The organism is Nonomuraea roseola (genome assembly GCF_039535395.1).
In the GTDB taxonomy this organism is placed as follows: Bacteria; Actinomycetota; Actinomycetes; order Streptosporangiales; family Streptosporangiaceae; genus Nonomuraea; species Nonomuraea roseola.
Map to the genome: position 1 here is coordinate 4,630,052 of NZ_BAAAXC010000015.1, position 16,092 is coordinate 4,646,143.

General features: G+C 70.0%; 16 protein-coding genes. 10 read left to right on the plus strand and 6 right to left on the minus strand.

All coding sequences use genetic code 11. The annotated features are described in order from the left end of the window. The first annotated feature begins 95 nt into the window (after positions 1 to 95). Positions 96 to 1,010 carry an anti-sigma factor RsbA family regulatory protein gene (locus ABFX55_RS45450; protein WP_346130000.1) on the plus strand — a complete coding sequence of 305 codons (915 nt, stop codon included), beginning with the start codon at positions 96 to 98 and terminating at the stop codon, positions 1,008 to 1,010. Positions 1,011 to 1,027: 17 nt separating this feature from the next. Then, the gene (locus ABFX55_RS45455) at positions 1,028 to 2,179 is read left to right on the plus strand and encodes a low temperature requirement protein A (protein WP_346130001.1); all 1,152 of its coding nucleotides are present in this window, start codon (positions 1,028 to 1,030) and stop codon (positions 2,177 to 2,179) included. On the opposite strand, the gene ABFX55_RS45460 is transcribed toward ABFX55_RS45455, so the two are convergent. Further along, entirely contained in the window at positions 2,151 to 3,266 is a 1,116-nt protein-coding gene (locus ABFX55_RS45460) for a sensor histidine kinase (protein WP_346130003.1), read from the minus strand. The two genes, ABFX55_RS45455 and ABFX55_RS45460, sit on opposite strands and share 29 nt — an antisense overlap. 55 nt (positions 3,267 to 3,321) lie before the next feature. Then, positions 3,322 to 4,257, minus strand: coding sequence for an aldo/keto reductase (locus tag ABFX55_RS45465; protein WP_346130004.1), 936 nt, complete (start codon positions 4,255 to 4,257; stop codon positions 3,322 to 3,324). 306 nt (positions 4,258 to 4,563) lie between these two features. Between ABFX55_RS45465 and ABFX55_RS45470 the strand changes: the two genes are divergently transcribed. After that, positions 4,564 to 5,250, plus strand: coding sequence for a DUF998 domain-containing protein (locus ABFX55_RS45470; RefSeq protein ID WP_346130005.1), 687 nt, complete (start codon positions 4,564 to 4,566; stop codon positions 5,248 to 5,250). Positions 5,251 to 5,256: 6 nt separating this feature from the next. On the opposite strand, the gene ABFX55_RS45475 is transcribed toward ABFX55_RS45470, so the two are convergent. Beyond that, the gene (locus ABFX55_RS45475) at positions 5,257 to 5,622 is read right to left on the minus strand and encodes a hypothetical protein (RefSeq protein ID WP_346130006.1); all 366 of its coding nucleotides are present in this window, start codon (positions 5,620 to 5,622) and stop codon (positions 5,257 to 5,259) included. 101 nt (positions 5,623 to 5,723) lie between these two features. Between ABFX55_RS45475 and ABFX55_RS45480 the strand changes: the two genes are divergently transcribed. Together ABFX55_RS45480 and ABFX55_RS45485 are read left to right on the plus strand one after the other, a co-directional pair. Continuing rightward, complete coding sequence (locus ABFX55_RS45480; RefSeq protein ID WP_346130008.1) at positions 5,724 to 6,203, plus strand: universal stress protein; 480 nt, start codon at positions 5,724 to 5,726, stop codon at positions 6,201 to 6,203. Between the two features lie 93 nt (positions 6,204 to 6,296). Next, entirely contained in the window at positions 6,297 to 7,553 is a 1,257-nt protein-coding gene (locus ABFX55_RS45485; protein WP_346130010.1) for an APC family permease, read from the plus strand. 58 nt (positions 7,554 to 7,611) lie between these two features. On the opposite strand, the gene ABFX55_RS45490 is transcribed toward ABFX55_RS45485, so the two are convergent. After that, positions 7,612 to 9,867 carry a glycoside hydrolase family 6 protein gene (locus ABFX55_RS45490; protein WP_346130012.1) on the minus strand — a complete coding sequence of 752 codons (2,256 nt, stop codon included), beginning with the start codon at positions 9,865 to 9,867 and terminating at the stop codon, positions 7,612 to 7,614. A gap of 230 nt (positions 9,868 to 10,097) precedes the next feature. On the opposite strand from ABFX55_RS45490, the gene metG reads away from it, so the two are divergent. From metG to ABFX55_RS45510, 4 genes are read left to right on the plus strand one after another with little or no spacing between them, the layout of a single operon-like run. Next, entirely contained in the window at positions 10,098 to 11,483 is a 1,386-nt protein-coding gene (gene metG / locus ABFX55_RS45495; protein WP_346130013.1) for a methionine--tRNA ligase, read from the plus strand. A gap of 43 nt (positions 11,484 to 11,526) precedes the next feature. Next, the gene (locus ABFX55_RS45500; protein WP_346130015.1) at positions 11,527 to 12,504 is read left to right on the plus strand and encodes a phosphotriesterase family protein; all 978 of its coding nucleotides are present in this window, start codon (positions 11,527 to 11,529) and stop codon (positions 12,502 to 12,504) included. A 42-nt stretch (positions 12,505 to 12,546) separates the two neighbouring features. Continuing rightward, a complete protein-coding gene (locus ABFX55_RS45505) occupies positions 12,547 to 12,933 on the plus strand; it encodes an STAS domain-containing protein (RefSeq protein ID WP_346130016.1) in 387 nt (128 codons plus the stop codon). Positions 12,934 to 12,942: 9 nt separating this feature from the next. Then, positions 12,943 to 13,824 (plus strand): sigma-70 family RNA polymerase sigma factor, encoded by an 882-nt coding sequence (locus ABFX55_RS45510; protein WP_346130018.1) that lies wholly within the window; start codon positions 12,943 to 12,945, stop codon positions 13,822 to 13,824. Positions 13,825 to 13,854: 30 nt separating this feature from the next. Here the strand turns inward: ABFX55_RS45510 and ABFX55_RS45515 are convergent, their stop codons facing one another. Then, positions 13,855 to 14,193 carry a hypothetical protein gene (locus tag ABFX55_RS45515; protein ID WP_346130019.1) on the minus strand — a complete coding sequence of 113 codons (339 nt, stop codon included), beginning with the start codon at positions 14,191 to 14,193 and terminating at the stop codon, positions 13,855 to 13,857. Here ABFX55_RS45515 and ABFX55_RS45520 point away from each other — a divergent pair. Beyond that, positions 14,186 to 14,431: a hypothetical protein gene (locus ABFX55_RS45520; RefSeq protein ID WP_346130020.1), complete on the plus strand. Its 246-nt coding sequence runs from the start codon at positions 14,186 to 14,188 to the stop codon at positions 14,429 to 14,431. The genes ABFX55_RS45515 and ABFX55_RS45520 overlap by 8 nt on opposite strands. A gap of 226 nt (positions 14,432 to 14,657) precedes the next feature. On the opposite strand, the gene ABFX55_RS45525 is transcribed toward ABFX55_RS45520, so the two are convergent. Beyond that, positions 14,658 to 15,911, minus strand: coding sequence for a hypothetical protein (locus tag ABFX55_RS45525; RefSeq protein ID WP_346130021.1), 1,254 nt, complete (start codon positions 15,909 to 15,911; stop codon positions 14,658 to 14,660). Between the last annotated feature and the right edge of the window lie 181 nt (positions 15,912 to 16,092).

Consider the following 16,092-nt stretch of genomic DNA (forward strand, 5'->3'; position numbering starts at 1 on the left):
AGCTTCTTCACCTAGTGGAATCCTTCCAGTGGGACGTACCTATGTAATACCCGATGATCAGGCGTAACTCACCCGGTGGAGGTAACCTGACTTTTATGGCGTTCGTGCATCCGGCGCTCTTCTACGAGAACGAGGCGGAGTATCTGTCGGGCACCGTGCCCTTCATCCGCGACGGACTCGAGGCTGGGGAGCCGGTGGCCGTGTCGGTTCCCGCGCCCAATCTCGAATTGATTAAGCAGGAACTGGGCGAGGCGGCAGAGCTCGTGCGGATGCTTGACATGACCGTCGTCGGCCGCAACCCCGGCAGGATCATCCCCGGCGTGCTGCGCGACTTCGCCGACCGCTTCCCCGACCGGCACGTGCGCATCATCGGCGAGCCGATCTGGGCAGGGCGCAGCGAGACGGAGTACCCGGCCTGCGCCCAGCACGAGGCGCTGATCAACCTGGCCTTCGCCGGGCGCAGGGTCACGATCCTGTGTCCCTACGACACCAAACGCCTCGAGCCCCTCGTGCTCGACGACGCGGCGCTCACCCACCCGGTCATCCAGGACGCCACGGGGGAGCGCCGCAGCCCTGTCTACTCCCCCTCGCGGGTCATCGACGGCTACAACCGGCCGCTTCCCGAGCCGGAGGACGCGGCCGCGCTCCGCTTCGACCACCGCAACCTGGCCCAGGTGCGCCATCTGGCCAACGAGTGGGCGATGGCCGCGGGTCTCAGCGGCACCCGCCTCGACGACGTCCAGCTGGCCGTCTCCGAGCTCGGCGCCAACAGCCTCGACCACGGAGGGGGCTCGGGCACGCTGCGGCTCTGGCGCGAGGAGGGGCGCCTGGTCTGCGAGGTCAGCGACTCGGGGCACATCACCGACCCGCTCGTGGGCCGCTCTCCCGTCGACCCCCGTACGGCGGGCTCGCGCGGCCTGCTGATCGTCAACCTGCTCAGCGACCTGGTGCGCATCCACACCGGCGAGGGCTCGACCGTGGTGCGCGCCTACTTCGACACGCCTGGCTGAGCTGGTATCACCTGCGCATGAGGCAGTTGCGCACGATGCGGGCACGGGCGACGGACGAGCCGCATCGCGCGGCGACCCCGCTCGAGCTGTTCTTCGACCTGTTCTTCGTCGTCGCCGTCTCCTTCGCGGGCAGCCAGCTCGGCCACGCGCTGTCGGCAGGCCACCTGAGCGAGGCGCTGATCGGCTACCTGACGGCGTTCTTCGCCATCTGGTGGGCATGGATGAACTTCACCTGGTTCGCCTCCGCCTACGACACCGACGACTGGGTCTACCGCGTCATCACGCTGGTGCAGATGTCGGGCGTCCTGGTGCTGGCGGCGGGGATATCCAGGGCGTTCGAGCATCACGACTACCGCGTCTTCTGGGTCGGGTTCCTGGTCATGCGGCTGGCCATGGCCACCCAGTGGCTGCGCGCCGCCGCGAGCGACCCAGGGCACAGGCGCGTGGCGCTGCGTTACGCGATCGGGATCTGCCTCGCGCAGGTCTACTGGCTGGTGCTGTTCGTGTCGTGGGGCTCCACCCTGATCGCCGCGTTCGCCCTCGGCGCGGTGATCGAGCTGGCCGTACCCGTGTGGGCGGAGCGGGGCACGCGCACCAACTGGCACCCGCACCACATCGCCGAGCGCTACGGCCTGTTCACGATCATCATGATGGGCGAGAACGTCATGGCCGCCACCATCTCGCTGCGTGGCGCGCTGTCCGCCCAGGGGCTGACGCCCACTCTGGTCACGCTGGCCATCGGGTCGCTGGTGATCGTGTTCGCGCTGTGGTGGATCTACTTCGACCCCGACACCCCTGCGATCCTGACCTCCAACCGGCGGGCCATTCCTTGGGGCTACGGCCACTACCTGATCTTCGCGGCGGTGGGCGGCCTCAGCGCGGGCATCGAGGTCGTGCTGGCCTTCGTCACGGGCGAGAGCGCGCTGACCAGATCGCAGGCGGGGCTGGCCATCGCCATCCCCGTCGCGCTCTTCCTGCTGGTGGTGTGGGCGCTGCACATCCGCCCGCACAGGTACGGCGCGGCCGACACCGCCGCGTTCCTCATCGCCGCGCTCCTGGTGCTGCTGAGCGCGCTGGCCCCATCGGCGATCCCGCTGATCGCGGTGGTGGTGGCCGGCCTGGTGGTGGCCACGATGCTGATCAGGCGGGAAGTGTCGCCCGCACGATGAAGCCGCCGCCCGGACGGGGATGGGCGTCGAGCCGGCCGTCGAACAGCGCCACCCGCTCGCGCATGCCGATCAGCCCGTGGCCGAGGCCGTGGCGCTCGGGTGTGGCGTGGCCGGGAGTGGGGCCCTCGTCGGCGATCTCCAGGGACAGCTCCCTGTGCCGGTGCGTGACCGTGACCGCCACCCTGGTCGGGCCCGCGTGCTTGAGCGTGTTGGTCAGCGCCTCCTGGATGATCCGGTAGGCCGACAGCTCCAGGCCCGCCGACAGCGGCGCGGGCTCGCCCCGCACGTCGAGCTTCACGTCGAGGCCGGCCACCCGCACCTGCTCGACCAGCTCCTCCAGCCGGGCGAGGCCGGGCTGCGGCGCCTTGGCCGCCGCCTCGGGACCCGACCTCAGCACGCCGAGCATCCTGCGCAGTTCGTGGACGGCCGCGCGGCCCGCCTCCTCGACGACCGTGAGCGCCTCACGCTCGCGCGCCTGCTCCTCCTCCAGGCGGCGGCGGACCGCTCCCGACTGCATGACCATCACACTGACGCTGTGGGCGACGATGTCGTGCAGCTCGCGGGCGATCCTGTTGCGCTCCTCGTTGACCGCCTCCCTGGCCAGCAGGGCCCCGCGCTCCTGCGCCTGGGCGGCCACCACCCTGTAGCGCTGGACGGCGAGGCCAGCCCCTCCCGCGACGGTGGCCATCACCAGGGCGATCGCGATGTCGCCAGGGCCCACGGGGCCGGTGTCGGTGAAGACGATCAGGCCGATGAAGCCGAGCGCCAGCGCCAGACCCGCAGGGGTGCGGCGGTCGCGCAGCGGCACCTCGGCCATCAGTGTGAACAGCAGCAGCAACTCCACGTAGAGCTGCCAGGCGCCGAGCGTCTCCTTCGACAGCGGGATCGCCGGGCCGCCGACCAGGGTGTAGATGGCCAGCGTGGTGAAAGGCGCGCGCCGCCTGAACGCGACCAGGACCGCGCTGGCCAGCGCGAGCCCGATCCACAGCCAGGGGTCGGCGCGCTCGGGCTCGCCGGTGCGTCCGCCGATCTCCTCTGCCAGCGAGAACAGGGCCACGATCGCGGCGATCGCCCAGTCGAGCCTCATGGTTTTCGACTGTAGAGCGTCGTCGCCCGGCGAAGAATCACCCGCTAGATGGACATCACTGCTCCACGGACGACATGTCGGGATAGCGGGCGCCCTTCACCGCGTCGGCCACCGTCGAGAGCGCGGCGAGCTGGTCGGCGGTGAGCGTGATGGAGGCGGCGGCGGCGTTCTCCTCCAGGTACCTCAGCCGCTTGGTGCCGGGGATCGGGATGATGTCCTCGCCCTGCGCCAGGAGCCAGGCCAGCGAGAGCTGGGCGGGCGTGCAGCCGACCTCGGTGGCGATGGCCGTGACCTGCTCGACCAGCTTCGCGTTGTGCTCGCCCGCCTCGCCCGAGGTCCTCGGCAGGTACTTGCGGAAGTCGTCGTCGGGCAGCTGGTCGGCCGGCGGCAGCGCGCCGCTGAGCAGGCCGCGGCTGATGGGGGAGTAGGCGACCAGCTTGACGCCGAGCTCGCGGGCGGCGGGCAGGATCTCCTGCTCGATGCCCCTGGTGAACAGGGAGTACTCGCTCTGCAGGGCGTGGATCGGGTGCGTGGCGTGCGCCCTGCGCAGGGTGTCGGCGGTCACCTCTGACAGGCCGAGGTGGCCGACCTTGCCCTGCTCGACCAGCTCGGCCATGGCGCCGACCGACTCCTCGATCGGCACGTCGGGGTTGCGACGGTGCATGTAGTACAGATCGATGTGGTCGACGCCGAGGCGCTGGAGCGAGGCGTCGCAGGCCTGGCGGATGTAGGCGGGGCTGTTGTCGATGCTGCGGGCGCCGCCGTCCCGCCTGATGCCGAACTTGGTGCCGAGGAACACCTCGTCGCGGCGGCCCTTGATGGCGCGGCCGACCAGCTGCTCGTTGTGCCCCGTGCCGTACATGTCGGCTGTGTCGAGAAAAGTCACGTCAAGGTCGAGTGCGCGGTGGATGACGGCGATCGACTCGTTCTCGTCGGCCGCGCCGTAGAACTCGGACATGCCCATGCAGCCGAGCCCGATCCTGGAGGTCATGACGTCTCCTTGTAGAGGTTGATCTGGTGGTCCAGGACCCCGAGGTCCTGGGAGAGCCAGGCGATCCCGGTGGCGGCCTCCTGGATCGTCATGCCCCCAGCCTCGCCCTTGGAGTGCGCTCGAAGTCAAATCATGACCGCTGACTGGAGGAACCCTGAGGGGGCCTGCCCTACCAGGGTCGTTCTTCGCGCAGGTCATCAGGGTGAGGCCGGGGATGGTCCTACCAAGGTCGTAGGGGTAGGTTCAGGGGCCGCGTGGGGCCGATCTCCGATACTGCGAAACGCCGTATCACGCGAGCTTGGAACCATGAAGGGTTTGCTCATCGGAGGATTCACGACGCTCGGCACCGGCACGGGCGCCATGCTCACGCTACAGACGCAGGCGGGGCTCGACCCGCTGCACACCTTGATCAGTGAGTACGCCTTCCATCCGATCGGGTGGCTGCTTCCCGCCTCGCTCACGCTCTTCGCGGTGGGCGCGGTATTCATCGCCGAAGGGCTGCGCCGTTCGGGCGCGGGGCGCATGGCGGTGTCGCTGGTGGCGGTCTGGGGGGTGTGCATGCTGCTGCTCGGCCTCTTCCCGACCGACAGGCCAGGTCTCGACCTGTCGATGTCGGGCGCGATCCACCGCTACGCCGGATTTGTCGCCTTCCTCGTGATGCCCGTCGCAGGGCTGCTGCTGGTCAGGGCAAAGGTGAACTACGCGCGGGCCATGAAGGCGCTCAGCGGCATCGCGCTCGGAGCGCTGGTGCTGGTCGTGGTCCCCTACGTGGTGCGGATGGCGGGAGTCCCGCTCGACAACGCCGACATCCCCGCCGGTCTCACCCAGCGGCTGGTGGTGGTCTCCGAGGTCGGCCTGCTCCTGCTGCTCGCCCTCCACCTCGTACGGCTCCCGCACGCCGCGGGCCACCGTACGCCCAGGGTGGTCTCCGTCCAGCACGCCGCTGCCGTTGCGCCCGTCCCCGCGAGGACGTCACGGTCGCTGGCCGCCTAGGCGGGCTCATCGCTCCCAGGGCGGTGTCTCATCCAGCTTCGCGTAGTACTTGGCGAGGTGGGCCTTGACCCGGTCCACCTCGCCTTTCGGGATCTTCACCCCTCCTCTGGCGCCCTGCAGCACCCCGCCCGCGGCCATGATCGCCCGGGGGACGGCCTTGAGCGTGCCGCCGATCACGTCGGCGATCGGCAGCTTGTAGGCGCCGAACTCGTCGGCCTCGTCGCCGTCGTACCAGAGATGCGCCTTGCGGTAGTCGGCGTTGGGACTGTCTTCGGCCTTCGCCCACGCGCGGACGCGTTTGTCGGCCTCGGCCGCGTCCCACTCCCTGTCGCGGTCGGCGAGAGGCAGGTCCTGGAACTGTGTCACGGTCATGCTCCTTGCCCTACCCGTCGGCCGATCCCGAAACGACCAAGGGCGTGAAACGCGCGGGGCGGGATAGAGGTAAAGGCAAGGCCGACTTAAGGGAGACCGAAATGACGATTTTGGTGGCGTACGACGGTTCTGACGACTCCAAGGCGGCGATCACCTACGCCGGTCACCTGCTCAGGGGACAGCAGGCGGTGGTGCTGAGCGTGTGGGAGCGGCTGGCGCTGGCCTCGATCAGGGGCTCGGCGGGGTTGATCGCGCCTGTCGACACCACCGCGGAGGACGAGGCGATAGAGGCGGCGACGAAGGAGCTGGCCGAGCAGGGGGCGCGACTGGCACGGGAGGCGGGGCTCGAGGCGACGGCGCGCTGGGAGCCCGACTCCATGGCCGTCTGGTCGACGATCGTGGACGTGGCGGGGGAGATCGACGCCTCCCTGATCGTGACCGGCACCAGAGGGCTGGGCGGCGTGCGGTCGCTGCTGCTGGGGAGCACCTCCGACAGGGTGCTGCACCACGCCGGACGCCCGGTGCTGATCGTGCCGTCCAAGGAGGACGCGGAAGCGGGGGACGGCACGGCGACAGCGTGAGCGTGCACCTCGCGCACCCGGCCTGAGCTCCCGCCGTCCCTGTAGGGCACAGTGACACCTGCGGGTGTGGCGCCCGCGTACGGGAGGGGTGCGATGGTGCCGGAGCTGGCGCGGCGGCTGGGCACGGCCGACGCCGTCGTCGTGGGGCTGAGCGCGATGATCGGCGCGGGCGTGTTCGCCGCCTTCGCGCCCGCCGCCTCCGCGGCGGGGCGGTGGCTGCCCGCCGCGCTCGCGCTGGCCGCGGTCGTCGCCTTCTGCAACGCGACCTCCTCCGCCAGGCTGGCCGCTCTCTACCCCGACTCCGGCGGCACCTACGTGTACGGCAGGCGGCGCCTCGGCCCGTTCTGGGGCTACCTGGCGGGGTGGGGCTTCGTGGTCGGCAAGACGGCCTCCTGCGCGGCGATGGCCCTCACGTTCGGCGCCTACGTCGCGCCCGATCTGGCCAGGCCGCTCGCGGTGGGCGCGGTGGTGGCGCTGACCGTGCTCAACCTCTTCGGCGTGCAGCGGTCGGCGCTGGCTGCCAGGCTGATCGTGGCGTTCGTTCTCGCGGTGCTGGCGGCGGTGGTGGCCGCGGGGCTGCTCGGCGGACCCGCGCCCTCGGCGCCCTCCGCGCCCCTTCTCGCGCAGGCCGTCACCCCATGGGACGCGCTGCAGGGAGCGGGTCTGCTGTTCTTCGCCTTCGCCGGTTACGCCCGCATCGCCACGCTCGGCGAGGAGGTGCGCGACCCGCGTCGGACGATCCCGCTGGCGATCCTTCTCGCACTCGGCGTCACGTTCGTCGTCTACGTCCTGGTCGCGCTGGCCACGCTGCGGGTGCTCGGCCCCGCGCGGCTCGGCCTGTCGCAGGCGCCGCTGGTGGACACCGTGACCTGGGCGGGAGCGGCATGGCTGGCTCCTGTTGTGAAGGCGGGAGCGGCGGTGGCGGCGCTCGGCGCGCTGCTCGCGCTGATCCTCGGGGTGTCGAGGACGACGTTCGCGATGGCAAGGGAGCGCGACCTGCCGAGCCTCCTCGACGCGGTGCATCCGGTCAGGCAGGTGCCGTACAGAGCGGAGCTGGCGGTGGGCGTTGCCGTCGTCGCGCTGGTGCTGGTGGCCGACCTCAGGGGGGCGATCGGGTTCTCGTCGTTCGGCGTGCTGGTCTACTACGCGGTCGCCAACGCCTGCGCCTTCACGTTGACCTCGCAGGAGGGCGCGCCGCCGAGGGCCGTCCCCGTGGTGGGGCTGCTCCTCTGCGTCGTGCTGGCCTTCACGCTGCCCGTGCCGTCGGTGGTCGCGGGGCTGGCCGTGTTCGCGGTCGGGGCGGTCGTGTGGGCGCTGAGAAGGCGCCGCAGGGGCTCTCCGGCGGCCTGACGACGGGCTGCGCCCCGGAGGTGGGGGCTCCGGGGCGCAGCGGGTGAGGCGGAGATGGTCACAGGGCGGGGTGGGCGTTCTCGACCAGCATGCGGAACTGCGCGGGGAACCAGCCGCCCGCGTGGGGGGCGTTGTCGAGCGCGCCGGTCGGGGCGTTGTTGCGGGAGCCGGTGAACTCCGGGTCACACATGGGGTCGTGCTGCTTGCCCTCCTCGTTCGGCCCGCCGGGGGTGGGCTCGCTGATGCCGTCGGACTCACCGGGCGGCTTGACCCAGACGTAGGCGTCGATGCCCGCGACGGGAGCGGCGGTCGGACGGGCGCCGATACCGGCTCCGGACTGGTTGCACCAGTTGCCGCGGTGCAGGCGGCGGTCGACGCGCGAGCCGTTGACGTAGGTGTTCAGGTCGGTGGAGGTGCTGGCCGCCGTGGGACGGCCCGCGCCGCCCCAGCCGTTGCGCGAGGTGTCGACGAGCATGCCCAGGTCCGTGGAGAAGCCCTTGGCGATGAACGCGGAGCGCAGGGCGGTGGCGTAGTCGGCCTCGTCGAAGTAGGGGTTCCACTCGTAGAACTTGGCCGACTTGATCTGCTGGCCGCCGACGTTGAGGTCGGGGTTGGGCAGGTAAGGCTCCTCGGTCGGGGTGTAGTTGGCGGTGTTGGTGATGAAGCCGTCGACGCTGTCGAGCTTGGCTGTGGTGCGGTTGGCGACGCTCGTCATCAGGTCGACGGTCGGGCCGAAGTTGCTGCTCCAGCCGAGCCAGCCCGAGTGCGCGATGTCGACGTAGGTGTAGACGTTCCTGATCGCGTGGAGCTGGTCGAGGGCGTAGATCACGCCCTGCTCGTAGGCGCCGGTGCTCTTGGCCTCGGCGCACTTGGGGTAGCTGAGGTTGGTGATCAGGTTCGGCAGGGAGTCGGGCTCGATGATCGTGACGATGCGCAGCGAGGCGTACTTCGGGTCCCTGAGAATCGCCGCGATGGGGTCGATGTAGAGCGTCTTGTACTTGTTCAGACCGTCGTTGGCGATCGACAGCTCACCGTTGGAGGCCAGCGCCGAGCAGTCGCGGTTGGGCAGGTCGTAGATCACGATCTGGATGGCGACGGGCGTGCTGCCGCTCTGCTGGGCCAGGGCGGCGTCGAGGTGGCCGCGCAGGCCGCGGCCCGCGGTGATGGCGCCGATGCGGTCCATCCACACGGCGGTGGAGTAGCCGGCGATCTTGCGCATCGCGGTGCCGAGCGCGCCGCCCGTGGCGTCGGCCAGGTCGGTGACCTGCTCGGCGTAGTCGGGGTTGATGTAGCCCTTCGCGCCGTCGTAGGGGTTGGCGACGTGCTCGCCCGTCGGCGGGGCGCCGTCGTTGTCCACCTCGGTCGCGCTCACCTTGGCCCCGGTGTGACCGGGAGCGGTCAGGCCGAACTCGGCGCTGCCGTTGGTCTGGTCGGCGTCCTCGGCCGCCCTGATGGTGAGCGGCTGGGCGGTGTTCCAGTTCGAGGGGGTGAAGGTCAGTGTGGCGGGCGTGGCGCTCAGGTCGGCGTCGCCCGTGCGGGCCGCGGTGACGGTGACGTCGGCCGAGGGTGCGCTGGTGAGCTTGACGCTGACGGGGCTCTGGCCGCCCTCCTGGACGCTGACCGTGCCGGGGCTGACGGAGATGGCGGGGGTGCCCGAGGCGGTGACCGAGATCGCCGTGGCGGCCGAGGTCTTGGTGGCCCCCGCGGTGTCCGTGGCCCTGGCGGTCAGCTGGTAGGCGCCGGCGGCGACGTTCGACCAGGTGGAGGTGTAGGGCGCGGTGGTGTCCTCGCCGAGCTTGGTCGTGCCGTTGAAGAACTCGACCTTGGCGACCGCCCCTGTGGCCTCGGCCTCCAGCGCGACGGTGGCGGGCGCGGTGAACGTGGCGCCGGCCGCCGGCTTGGTCAGGCTCACGGCCAGCGGCTGGGATACACCGCCCGTGCAGGCCGTGCCGTTCAGGGTGAAGGCGGTGGGCTTGGCGTTGGCGCCGGTGTGGTCGGCGTTGAACCCGATGCTGACCGACTGCCCCGACGCCAGCGCCTTGTTCCAGTCGAGGGCGGCGGCGGTGACGTTCGCGCCCGACTGCTGCCAGGTGGCGCTCCAGCCATTGGTGATCTTCTGGTTGCCCGGGAAGGCGAAGCCGAGCTGCCACCCGTTCACGGGGTCACCCAGGTTGGTGATCTTGATGCTGGCGGTGAAGCCGGTGGACCAGTCGGTGGTCGAGTACTCGACCGCGCAGGACACGGCCGCGTGGGAGGGCAGGGCGGGCAGGAAGGCCGCCAACCCGACCGCGGCCGCCAGAGCGATGCGTTTCATGGGGTCTCCAAGGGAGTGGGAGCGCTCCCAAGACTCGGAACGAGCTGAGCGCCTGTCAACACGGACTCACTCCGGTGCAGCACGGCGGTGAAAGTTTCAGATCGCGGGCTATGCTGGGCGACATGACGACGCGGCGAATGACGGCCCCCTAGGGGCTCGCCGACGTCTTCTGCCGAGGCCCTGCTCATCCGGGGCCTCTTCGCATGTCCGGGGCCCCTGTGGAGGTTCCGATGTACATCACGACCACCATCCCCTACGTCAACGCCCGTCCCCATCTAGGGTTCGCGCTGGAGATCGTCCAGGCCGACGTGCTGGCCAGGCACTACCGCAGGCGCGAGCCCGTGCGCTTCCAGACCGGCACCGACGACAACTCGCTGAAGAACGTGCTGGCCGCGCAGGCGGCGGGCGTGCCGGTGCAGGAGTTCGTCGACCGTAACGCCAGAGCCTTCGAGGAGTTGCGCGAACCCCTGGCGCTCTCCTTCGACTCATTCGTGCGCACCAGCCGCGACCCCGCGCACCGGCAGGGCGTCGAGCGGCTGTGGCGGGCCACCGCGCACGACGTCTACCAGCGCCACTACTCCGGCCTGTACTGCGTCGGCTGCGAGCAGTTCGCCACCGAGGACACCTGCCCTGAACACGGCGGCCCGCTGCAGGTGGTCGAGGAGAGGAACTGGTTCTTCCGCCTCTCCCGCTACCAGGACCGGCTCAGGGAGCTCATCGCGGACGGCCGCCTGCGCGTGGAACCCGCCGCCAGGAGGAACGAGATCCTGGCCTTCATCGAGGCGGGGCTCGAGGACATCAGCGTCTCCCGCTCGCAGGAGCGGGCGAGGGGCTGGGGCATCCCCGTGCCCGGCGACCCCTCGCAGGTCGTCTACGTCTGGTGGGATGCCCTGGCCAACTACGTCACCGCCCTGGACGACTACGAGCGCTGGTGGGCACGAGGGCGGAAGATCCACCTGGTCGGCAAGGGCGTGATCCGCTTCCACGCCGTCTACTGGCCGGCGATGCTGCTGTCGGCAGGTGAGCCGCTGCCCACGGAGATCTACGTCCACGACTACCTGACCGTCGAGGGCCGCAAGATCTCCAAGTCCTCGGGCTCCGCGGTCGATCCCGTCGACCTGGCAGCCCGCTACGGGAGCGACGCCGTGCGGTGGTGGCTGCTGCGCGAGGTGCCGCGCGTCGGCGACGCCGACTTCACCGAGGGACGGCTGGCGGCAAGGCACGACGAAGACCTGGCCAACGGCCTCGGCAACCTGGTCAAGCGGGTCGTCACCATGGTTCACAGGTTCCGCGGGGGCCACGTGCCCGACGTGCCCGCCGAACCTCTCGTGCCCGACGTCGAGGAGCGGGTCCACGAGGCGCTGGAGGCCTTCGACTTCCGCGCGGCCGCGTCGGCGGTGTGGTCGATCGTGGAGGAGGCCAACAGGCACATCGAGAGGGAGCGGCCGTGGCAGCAGGCCGATCCTGACGTGGCCCTGGCGACGCTGGTGCAGGCGTGCAGGACGCTCGCCGTACAGCTGGAGGTGTTCCTGCCCGAGGCGGCGGCGAGGGTGGCGGCGCAGGTGGAGGGGGCGCGCCTGCCCGAGCCCTCGCCATTGTTCCCGAGGATCGTTTGACGTAGGTTGGCGCGAACAGACCAGCCGGTATGGGAGGTTGCTCATGCCCACCGTTCCCACCGTCCGCGGGCAGGTCGACGTCGGCGACCTCGGCCAGACCCTGATGCACGAGCACATCTTCGCGCTGTCGACCGAGCACAGGGACAACTACGGTGACGGGGACTGGTGGGACGAGGAGTTCAGGGTCGCCGACGCCATCGGCAAGCTCAAGGCGGTGGCCGCGAAGGGCGTGCGGACGATCGTGGACCCGACCGTCTGGGGGCTCGGGCGATACATCCCGCGCATCCAGCGCATCGCCGACGAGGTGCCCGAGCTCAACATCATCGTCGCCACCGGCCTGTACTTCTACGACCTGCCGCCCCACCCCTACGAGCACCGGGGGCCAGGGCTGCTCATGGACATGCCCGACCCCATGATCGACGACATGGTCCGCGACCTCACCCGGGGCATCTCCGACACGGGGGTCAAGGCCGCCTTCATCAAGTGCGTGGTCGACAAACGGGGGCTGACCGAGGGCGTCGAGCGGATGTGCGGGGCCGCCGCCCAGGCCCACGTGCGGACCGGCGCGCCGATCACCGTGCACACCGACGCGCCGTCGCAGTCGGGGCTTCCGGCGCTCGACCTGTTCGCCAAGGAGGGCGTCGACCTGCGCAAGGTCGTCGTCGGTCACGCCGGCGACAGCAACGACCTCGACTACCTGCGCAGGCTCGCCGACACCGGCGCGATCCTCGGGATGGACAGGTTCGGGCTGGACATGTACAACCCGACCGAGCAGCGCGTCGCCACGATCGCCGCGCTGTGCGAGCTCGGCTACGCCGACAGGATGGTGCTGAGCCACGACACCGCCTGCTTCATGGACTATTTCGGCGGAGAGTGGGACGAAGATGTCCCTCTGGTGGCTCCGAACTGGCGTTATGACCACATTCACGATGACGTTCTGCCTGCGCTGCGCGCCTCCGGTGTAACGGATGCGCATCTGGAACAGCTCCTGGTTACCAACCCCGCCCGCTACTTCTCGTAAAGTAGCGGGATCTGACAGTGCTACACGGGTAGGTGGAGCTGGGTGACTGCGGAGCAGGCCTTGTCGATCAGCCTCGGACTGCAAGGTCCCTGCGTCATCGCGAGGCTCACGGGAGAGTTCGACTTCGGATCGGCGGCCGAGGTACGTGATCGGGTCACCAAGGCGCTCGACCTCAGTCTGCCACCGATGATCATCATCGACATGCAGGCGGTGAGCGTCTGCGACTCCTCGGGCCTGTCCGTGCTGGTCTACCTGCACAAGGCGGTCACAGCCTCGGGCGGACGGCTGCTGGTGTCCGGTCTGAACGGGCGGTGCAAGCACCTGTTCGCCATCACCGCACTCGACAAGTTCTTCGAGATCAGGCCCACTGCCGAACTGGCCATCGCCGAACTCAGCGAATCGGGGCATTCTCCGCCGTTTGTCGGGTAGTCGGGCGGCATGGCGGACCTGTTGGGTGACTACCTCAAGGAGATCGGCAGGGTCCCGCTGCTCACCGCCGAGGAGGAGGTCGAGCTCTCCAGGCGGGTCGAAGCGGGCCTGTACGCGCGGCATCTGCTCGCCCAGGGCGACGACCGGCACGTGCTGCGCGTCGTCGCCATGGAGGGTGAGCAGGCCAAGGACCGGCTGATCCGCGCCAACCTGCGCCTGGTCGTCGCCGCGGCCAAGCGCTACGCGCACAGGGGGCTTCCCCTGCTCGACGTGATCCAGGAGGGCAACCTCGGGCTGATCCGAGCGGTGGAGAAGTTCGACTACCGGCGCGGGTACAAGTTCTCCACCTACGGCATGTGGTGGATCAGGCAGGCGATCGAGCGCGGCATCAACGACAAGAGCAGAACTGTCAGGCTGCCCGTCCATGTGGCGGAGGAGGTCTCGCGGCTGTCCAGGATCGCCAGGAGGCTCGCGTCGGACCTGGGCAGGGAGCCGTCGGCGGAGGAGCTGGCCGGATCGGCCGGCCGTACGGTGGAGCAGGTCGCCGGGTTGCGCAGGCTGGCGAGGGAGACGATCAGCCTCGACACCCCGGTCGGGGAGAACGGCGAGGCGAGCGTCGGCGACCTGATCGCCGACGAGGACCTGCTGCAGGTGCAGGAGCTGATGGAGCTGCGGGCGTTGTCGGCGGAGCTGCGCGAGCTGGTGCGGTCGCTGCCGCAGCGCGAGGCGTTCATCATCAGGTGCAGGTACGGCTTGGTCGACGGCAAGGTCATGACTTATCAGGAAATAGCCGACATTCTGGGGCTGACCAGGGAGCGCATCAGGCAGCTGGAGAAGCAGGCGCTGCGACGGCTCAGGGAGGGTGGGCCGCTCCTGGCCTGGGCGTCCTAGCCACGTTTGACAGGCGGGCCGGTATAGCGGTTAATCGTCGCGTCTGTTCGTCCGGGAATCTGGGGGTTTGATGTTAAGAAGTATCGCTGTCCTGACCGCGGCCGCGTCGGTGGTGTTCGTCGCACCCGGCGTGGCTTCTGCGTCTTCGGGGGCGGTTTCCAGGACGGTCACCGCCCCGGTTGTGGCGCCGGTTTCGGTGTCCGGTACGCCGGTGTCGTCGTCGGCAGCACTGGCCGGATCTGCGTCGTCGGCGGCGTCGGCCTCTTCGGCTTCGTCAGGCTCTTCGGCGTCGTCGGCGCGCCCGAAGCTGCTGCGCGGTAAGCCGTACTTCGGGCGTTGCAGGAGCACGTGCAGGGTCAACGTGCGCATCAAGAACGTCTCCCGGCAGACCGTCTACAGCGTCAGGCTCACCGCCAAGCTGAAGGTCAACGGCAGGAGCGTCGGCAGCTGCAGCGACTGGGTCGGCACGATGCGGGCCGGCAAGGTGCGGGTCGCCTCGTGCACCGTCAGGACGGGCAAGCTCGTGGGAATGTGGCGCGACCGCTACGACTACGGACGCTGGTACGTCAGGGCGCACACCTCCGTGCGCTACCTCTACTACCGCTGATCCCACCGGACGGGAAACGCCGAAAGCCCACGGACGGCTCCTGCGGGAGCCGTCACGCGGGCTGGTACCACGAGCCTTCGATCAGGCAGTGATCATGAGGGCGAGGCCGATGAGGACCACGATCGGGACCACCCACACGACAGCCTCGGCCGCGAACTCCTTGTACATGGTGTGCTCTCCCTCAATGGGCCGCAGATAAGGTCACTGCGCAGCATAGCGGCCGCGGTCAGTCCTGCGGCCCCTGGTGGCGCAGCTCGGCCAGCCTGAGCCGCTTGGCGAGGCTGAAGCGCAACTCGTCGGTCATCGCCGGCGGCAGGTCGCGGGAGTCGGCCTCGACGCGCTGGAGCACCTCGGGACGATCACCCAGATGGCGTGTCCATGCCCGCAGGACCTGCGGCATCGCGCTGACGGCCGCGTCGCTGAGTATGGCCTCCCTCGGCAGCCACGAGGTGAGGAACTGCGTGACTCTGGCCGGACTCCACCACGAAGGACGATCGCCGACGAACTCCACAAGTGTGGCGAACGCCTCATCCGCGCCGGGCAGGTCGGGCAGACCGGCGAAGCTCGTCACGGTGTCGTCGGGGGCGTGCCGGAGAGGGTGCTCGACGGACCTGGCTCTGGCCAGCACGATCGCGCGAGCGGCCGGCAGCGTGTCGGCGACGGGGGCGCCCATGACGGCGTCGGTGAGGTCGAAGGCGTCGAGGATCCGCCCGGCCACCAGGGCGGGGTCGGCGGGACGGACGTCGAGGTCGTCGAGGAACTTGGGCTCCTCGATCACGGCGTCGACCGCGAACCCGCCGTGGGCCTGGTCGATGCCCACCACGGCCAGGTGGGGCTCCTTGCCGTTGGGGTAGATGAAGGAGAGGATCGCCAGGGCCTGCTCGCCGTGGAGGTCGGCCATGCCGTACCAGGCCCCCTCCACCCGAGCCCGCCCCATCAACCCCATCCACGCCTCCCCACCGGCACTCTGGGCGTCGACGCGACCTCCGGCTCCCGCTGTATCCCGGGCTCCGACGGGACCTCCGGCTTCCCCGGTATCCCGGGCTCCGGGACCTCCGGCTCCTGCGGAATCCCCGGCTCCTGCGGGCTCTCCGGCTCCCACGGAATCCCTGGTCCCCGTGGGATGCCCGGCTCCTGTGGAACCCTCGGCTTCCGTGGGGGTTTCTGCTGCCGTTGTTCCCCCGGGCTCGGGGCGGCCCTCGGGCTTCTCCGCAAGACGTTCGGTGGTGTCGGCCTCGTCCTGGGGTTCGGGGGCCGAGGGGGACAGGGCGGCGAGGGCGGTCAGAAGGAGGCGCGCCTCGCGGGTGCGGTCCTTGGTCGCGCGGCGAACGAGCGGCTCGGCCGTCCCCTCTGGTCCTGCGGCGGCGGCCAGCCTGCTCGCCCAGAGCTCGGCCCGCAACGGTGATCGCCACCTGAGCAGGTCACGCGCCTGGCGTACGGCTTCGCGGTAGAGGTCGCTGGTGTTGTCCTTGGCACCCACCCCATGACCGTACCCAGTAGACGGGCCGTCAGCGGCCCCCGTCCGCTCGCCGCTGAACACACCCTCGGCCAGGCCCACCGCTCAGCGGAGGTCCGGCCAGGGCTGCGGTGAGCGGGCAGGGGGAGTGCGCACCGCCCAAGACGCTTGACAAGATCGGCGCTGCGCTGGAAGGTGGGCGCCG

Bases quoted from the DNA above. Each gene is read 5' to 3' on its own strand.
- ABFX55_RS45450 (WP_346130000.1), top strand. From the start codon at position 96: ATGGCGTTCGTGCATCCGGCGCTCTTCTACGAGAACGAGGCGGAGTAT.
- ABFX55_RS45455 (WP_346130001.1), top strand. From the start codon at position 1,028: ATGAGGCAGTTGCGCACGATGCGGGCACGGGCGACGGACGAGCCGCAT.
- ABFX55_RS45460 (WP_346130003.1), bottom strand. From the start codon at position 3,266: ATGAGGCTCGACTGGGCGATCGCCGCGATCGTGGCCCTGTTCTCGCTG.
- ABFX55_RS45465 (WP_346130004.1), bottom strand. From the start codon at position 4,257: ATGACCTCCAGGATCGGGCTCGGCTGCATGGGCATGTCCGAGTTCTAC.
- ABFX55_RS45470 (WP_346130005.1), top strand. From the start codon at position 4,564: ATGAAGGGTTTGCTCATCGGAGGATTCACGACGCTCGGCACCGGCACG.
- ABFX55_RS45475 (WP_346130006.1), bottom strand. From the start codon at position 5,622: ATGACCGTGACACAGTTCCAGGACCTGCCTCTCGCCGACCGCGACAGG.
- ABFX55_RS45480 (WP_346130008.1), top strand. From the start codon at position 5,724: ATGACGATTTTGGTGGCGTACGACGGTTCTGACGACTCCAAGGCGGCG.
- ABFX55_RS45485 (WP_346130010.1), top strand. From the start codon at position 6,297: ATGGTGCCGGAGCTGGCGCGGCGGCTGGGCACGGCCGACGCCGTCGTC.
- ABFX55_RS45490 (WP_346130012.1), bottom strand. From the start codon at position 9,867: ATGAAACGCATCGCTCTGGCGGCCGCGGTCGGGTTGGCGGCCTTCCTG.
- metG (WP_346130013.1), top strand. From the start codon at position 10,098: ATGTACATCACGACCACCATCCCCTACGTCAACGCCCGTCCCCATCTA.
- ABFX55_RS45500 (WP_346130015.1), top strand. From the start codon at position 11,527: ATGCCCACCGTTCCCACCGTCCGCGGGCAGGTCGACGTCGGCGACCTC.
- ABFX55_RS45510 (WP_346130018.1), top strand. From the start codon at position 12,943: ATGGCGGACCTGTTGGGTGACTACCTCAAGGAGATCGGCAGGGTCCCG.
- ABFX55_RS45515 (WP_346130019.1), bottom strand. From the start codon at position 14,193: ATGCGCACGTTGACCCTGCACGTGCTCCTGCAACGCCCGAAGTACGGC.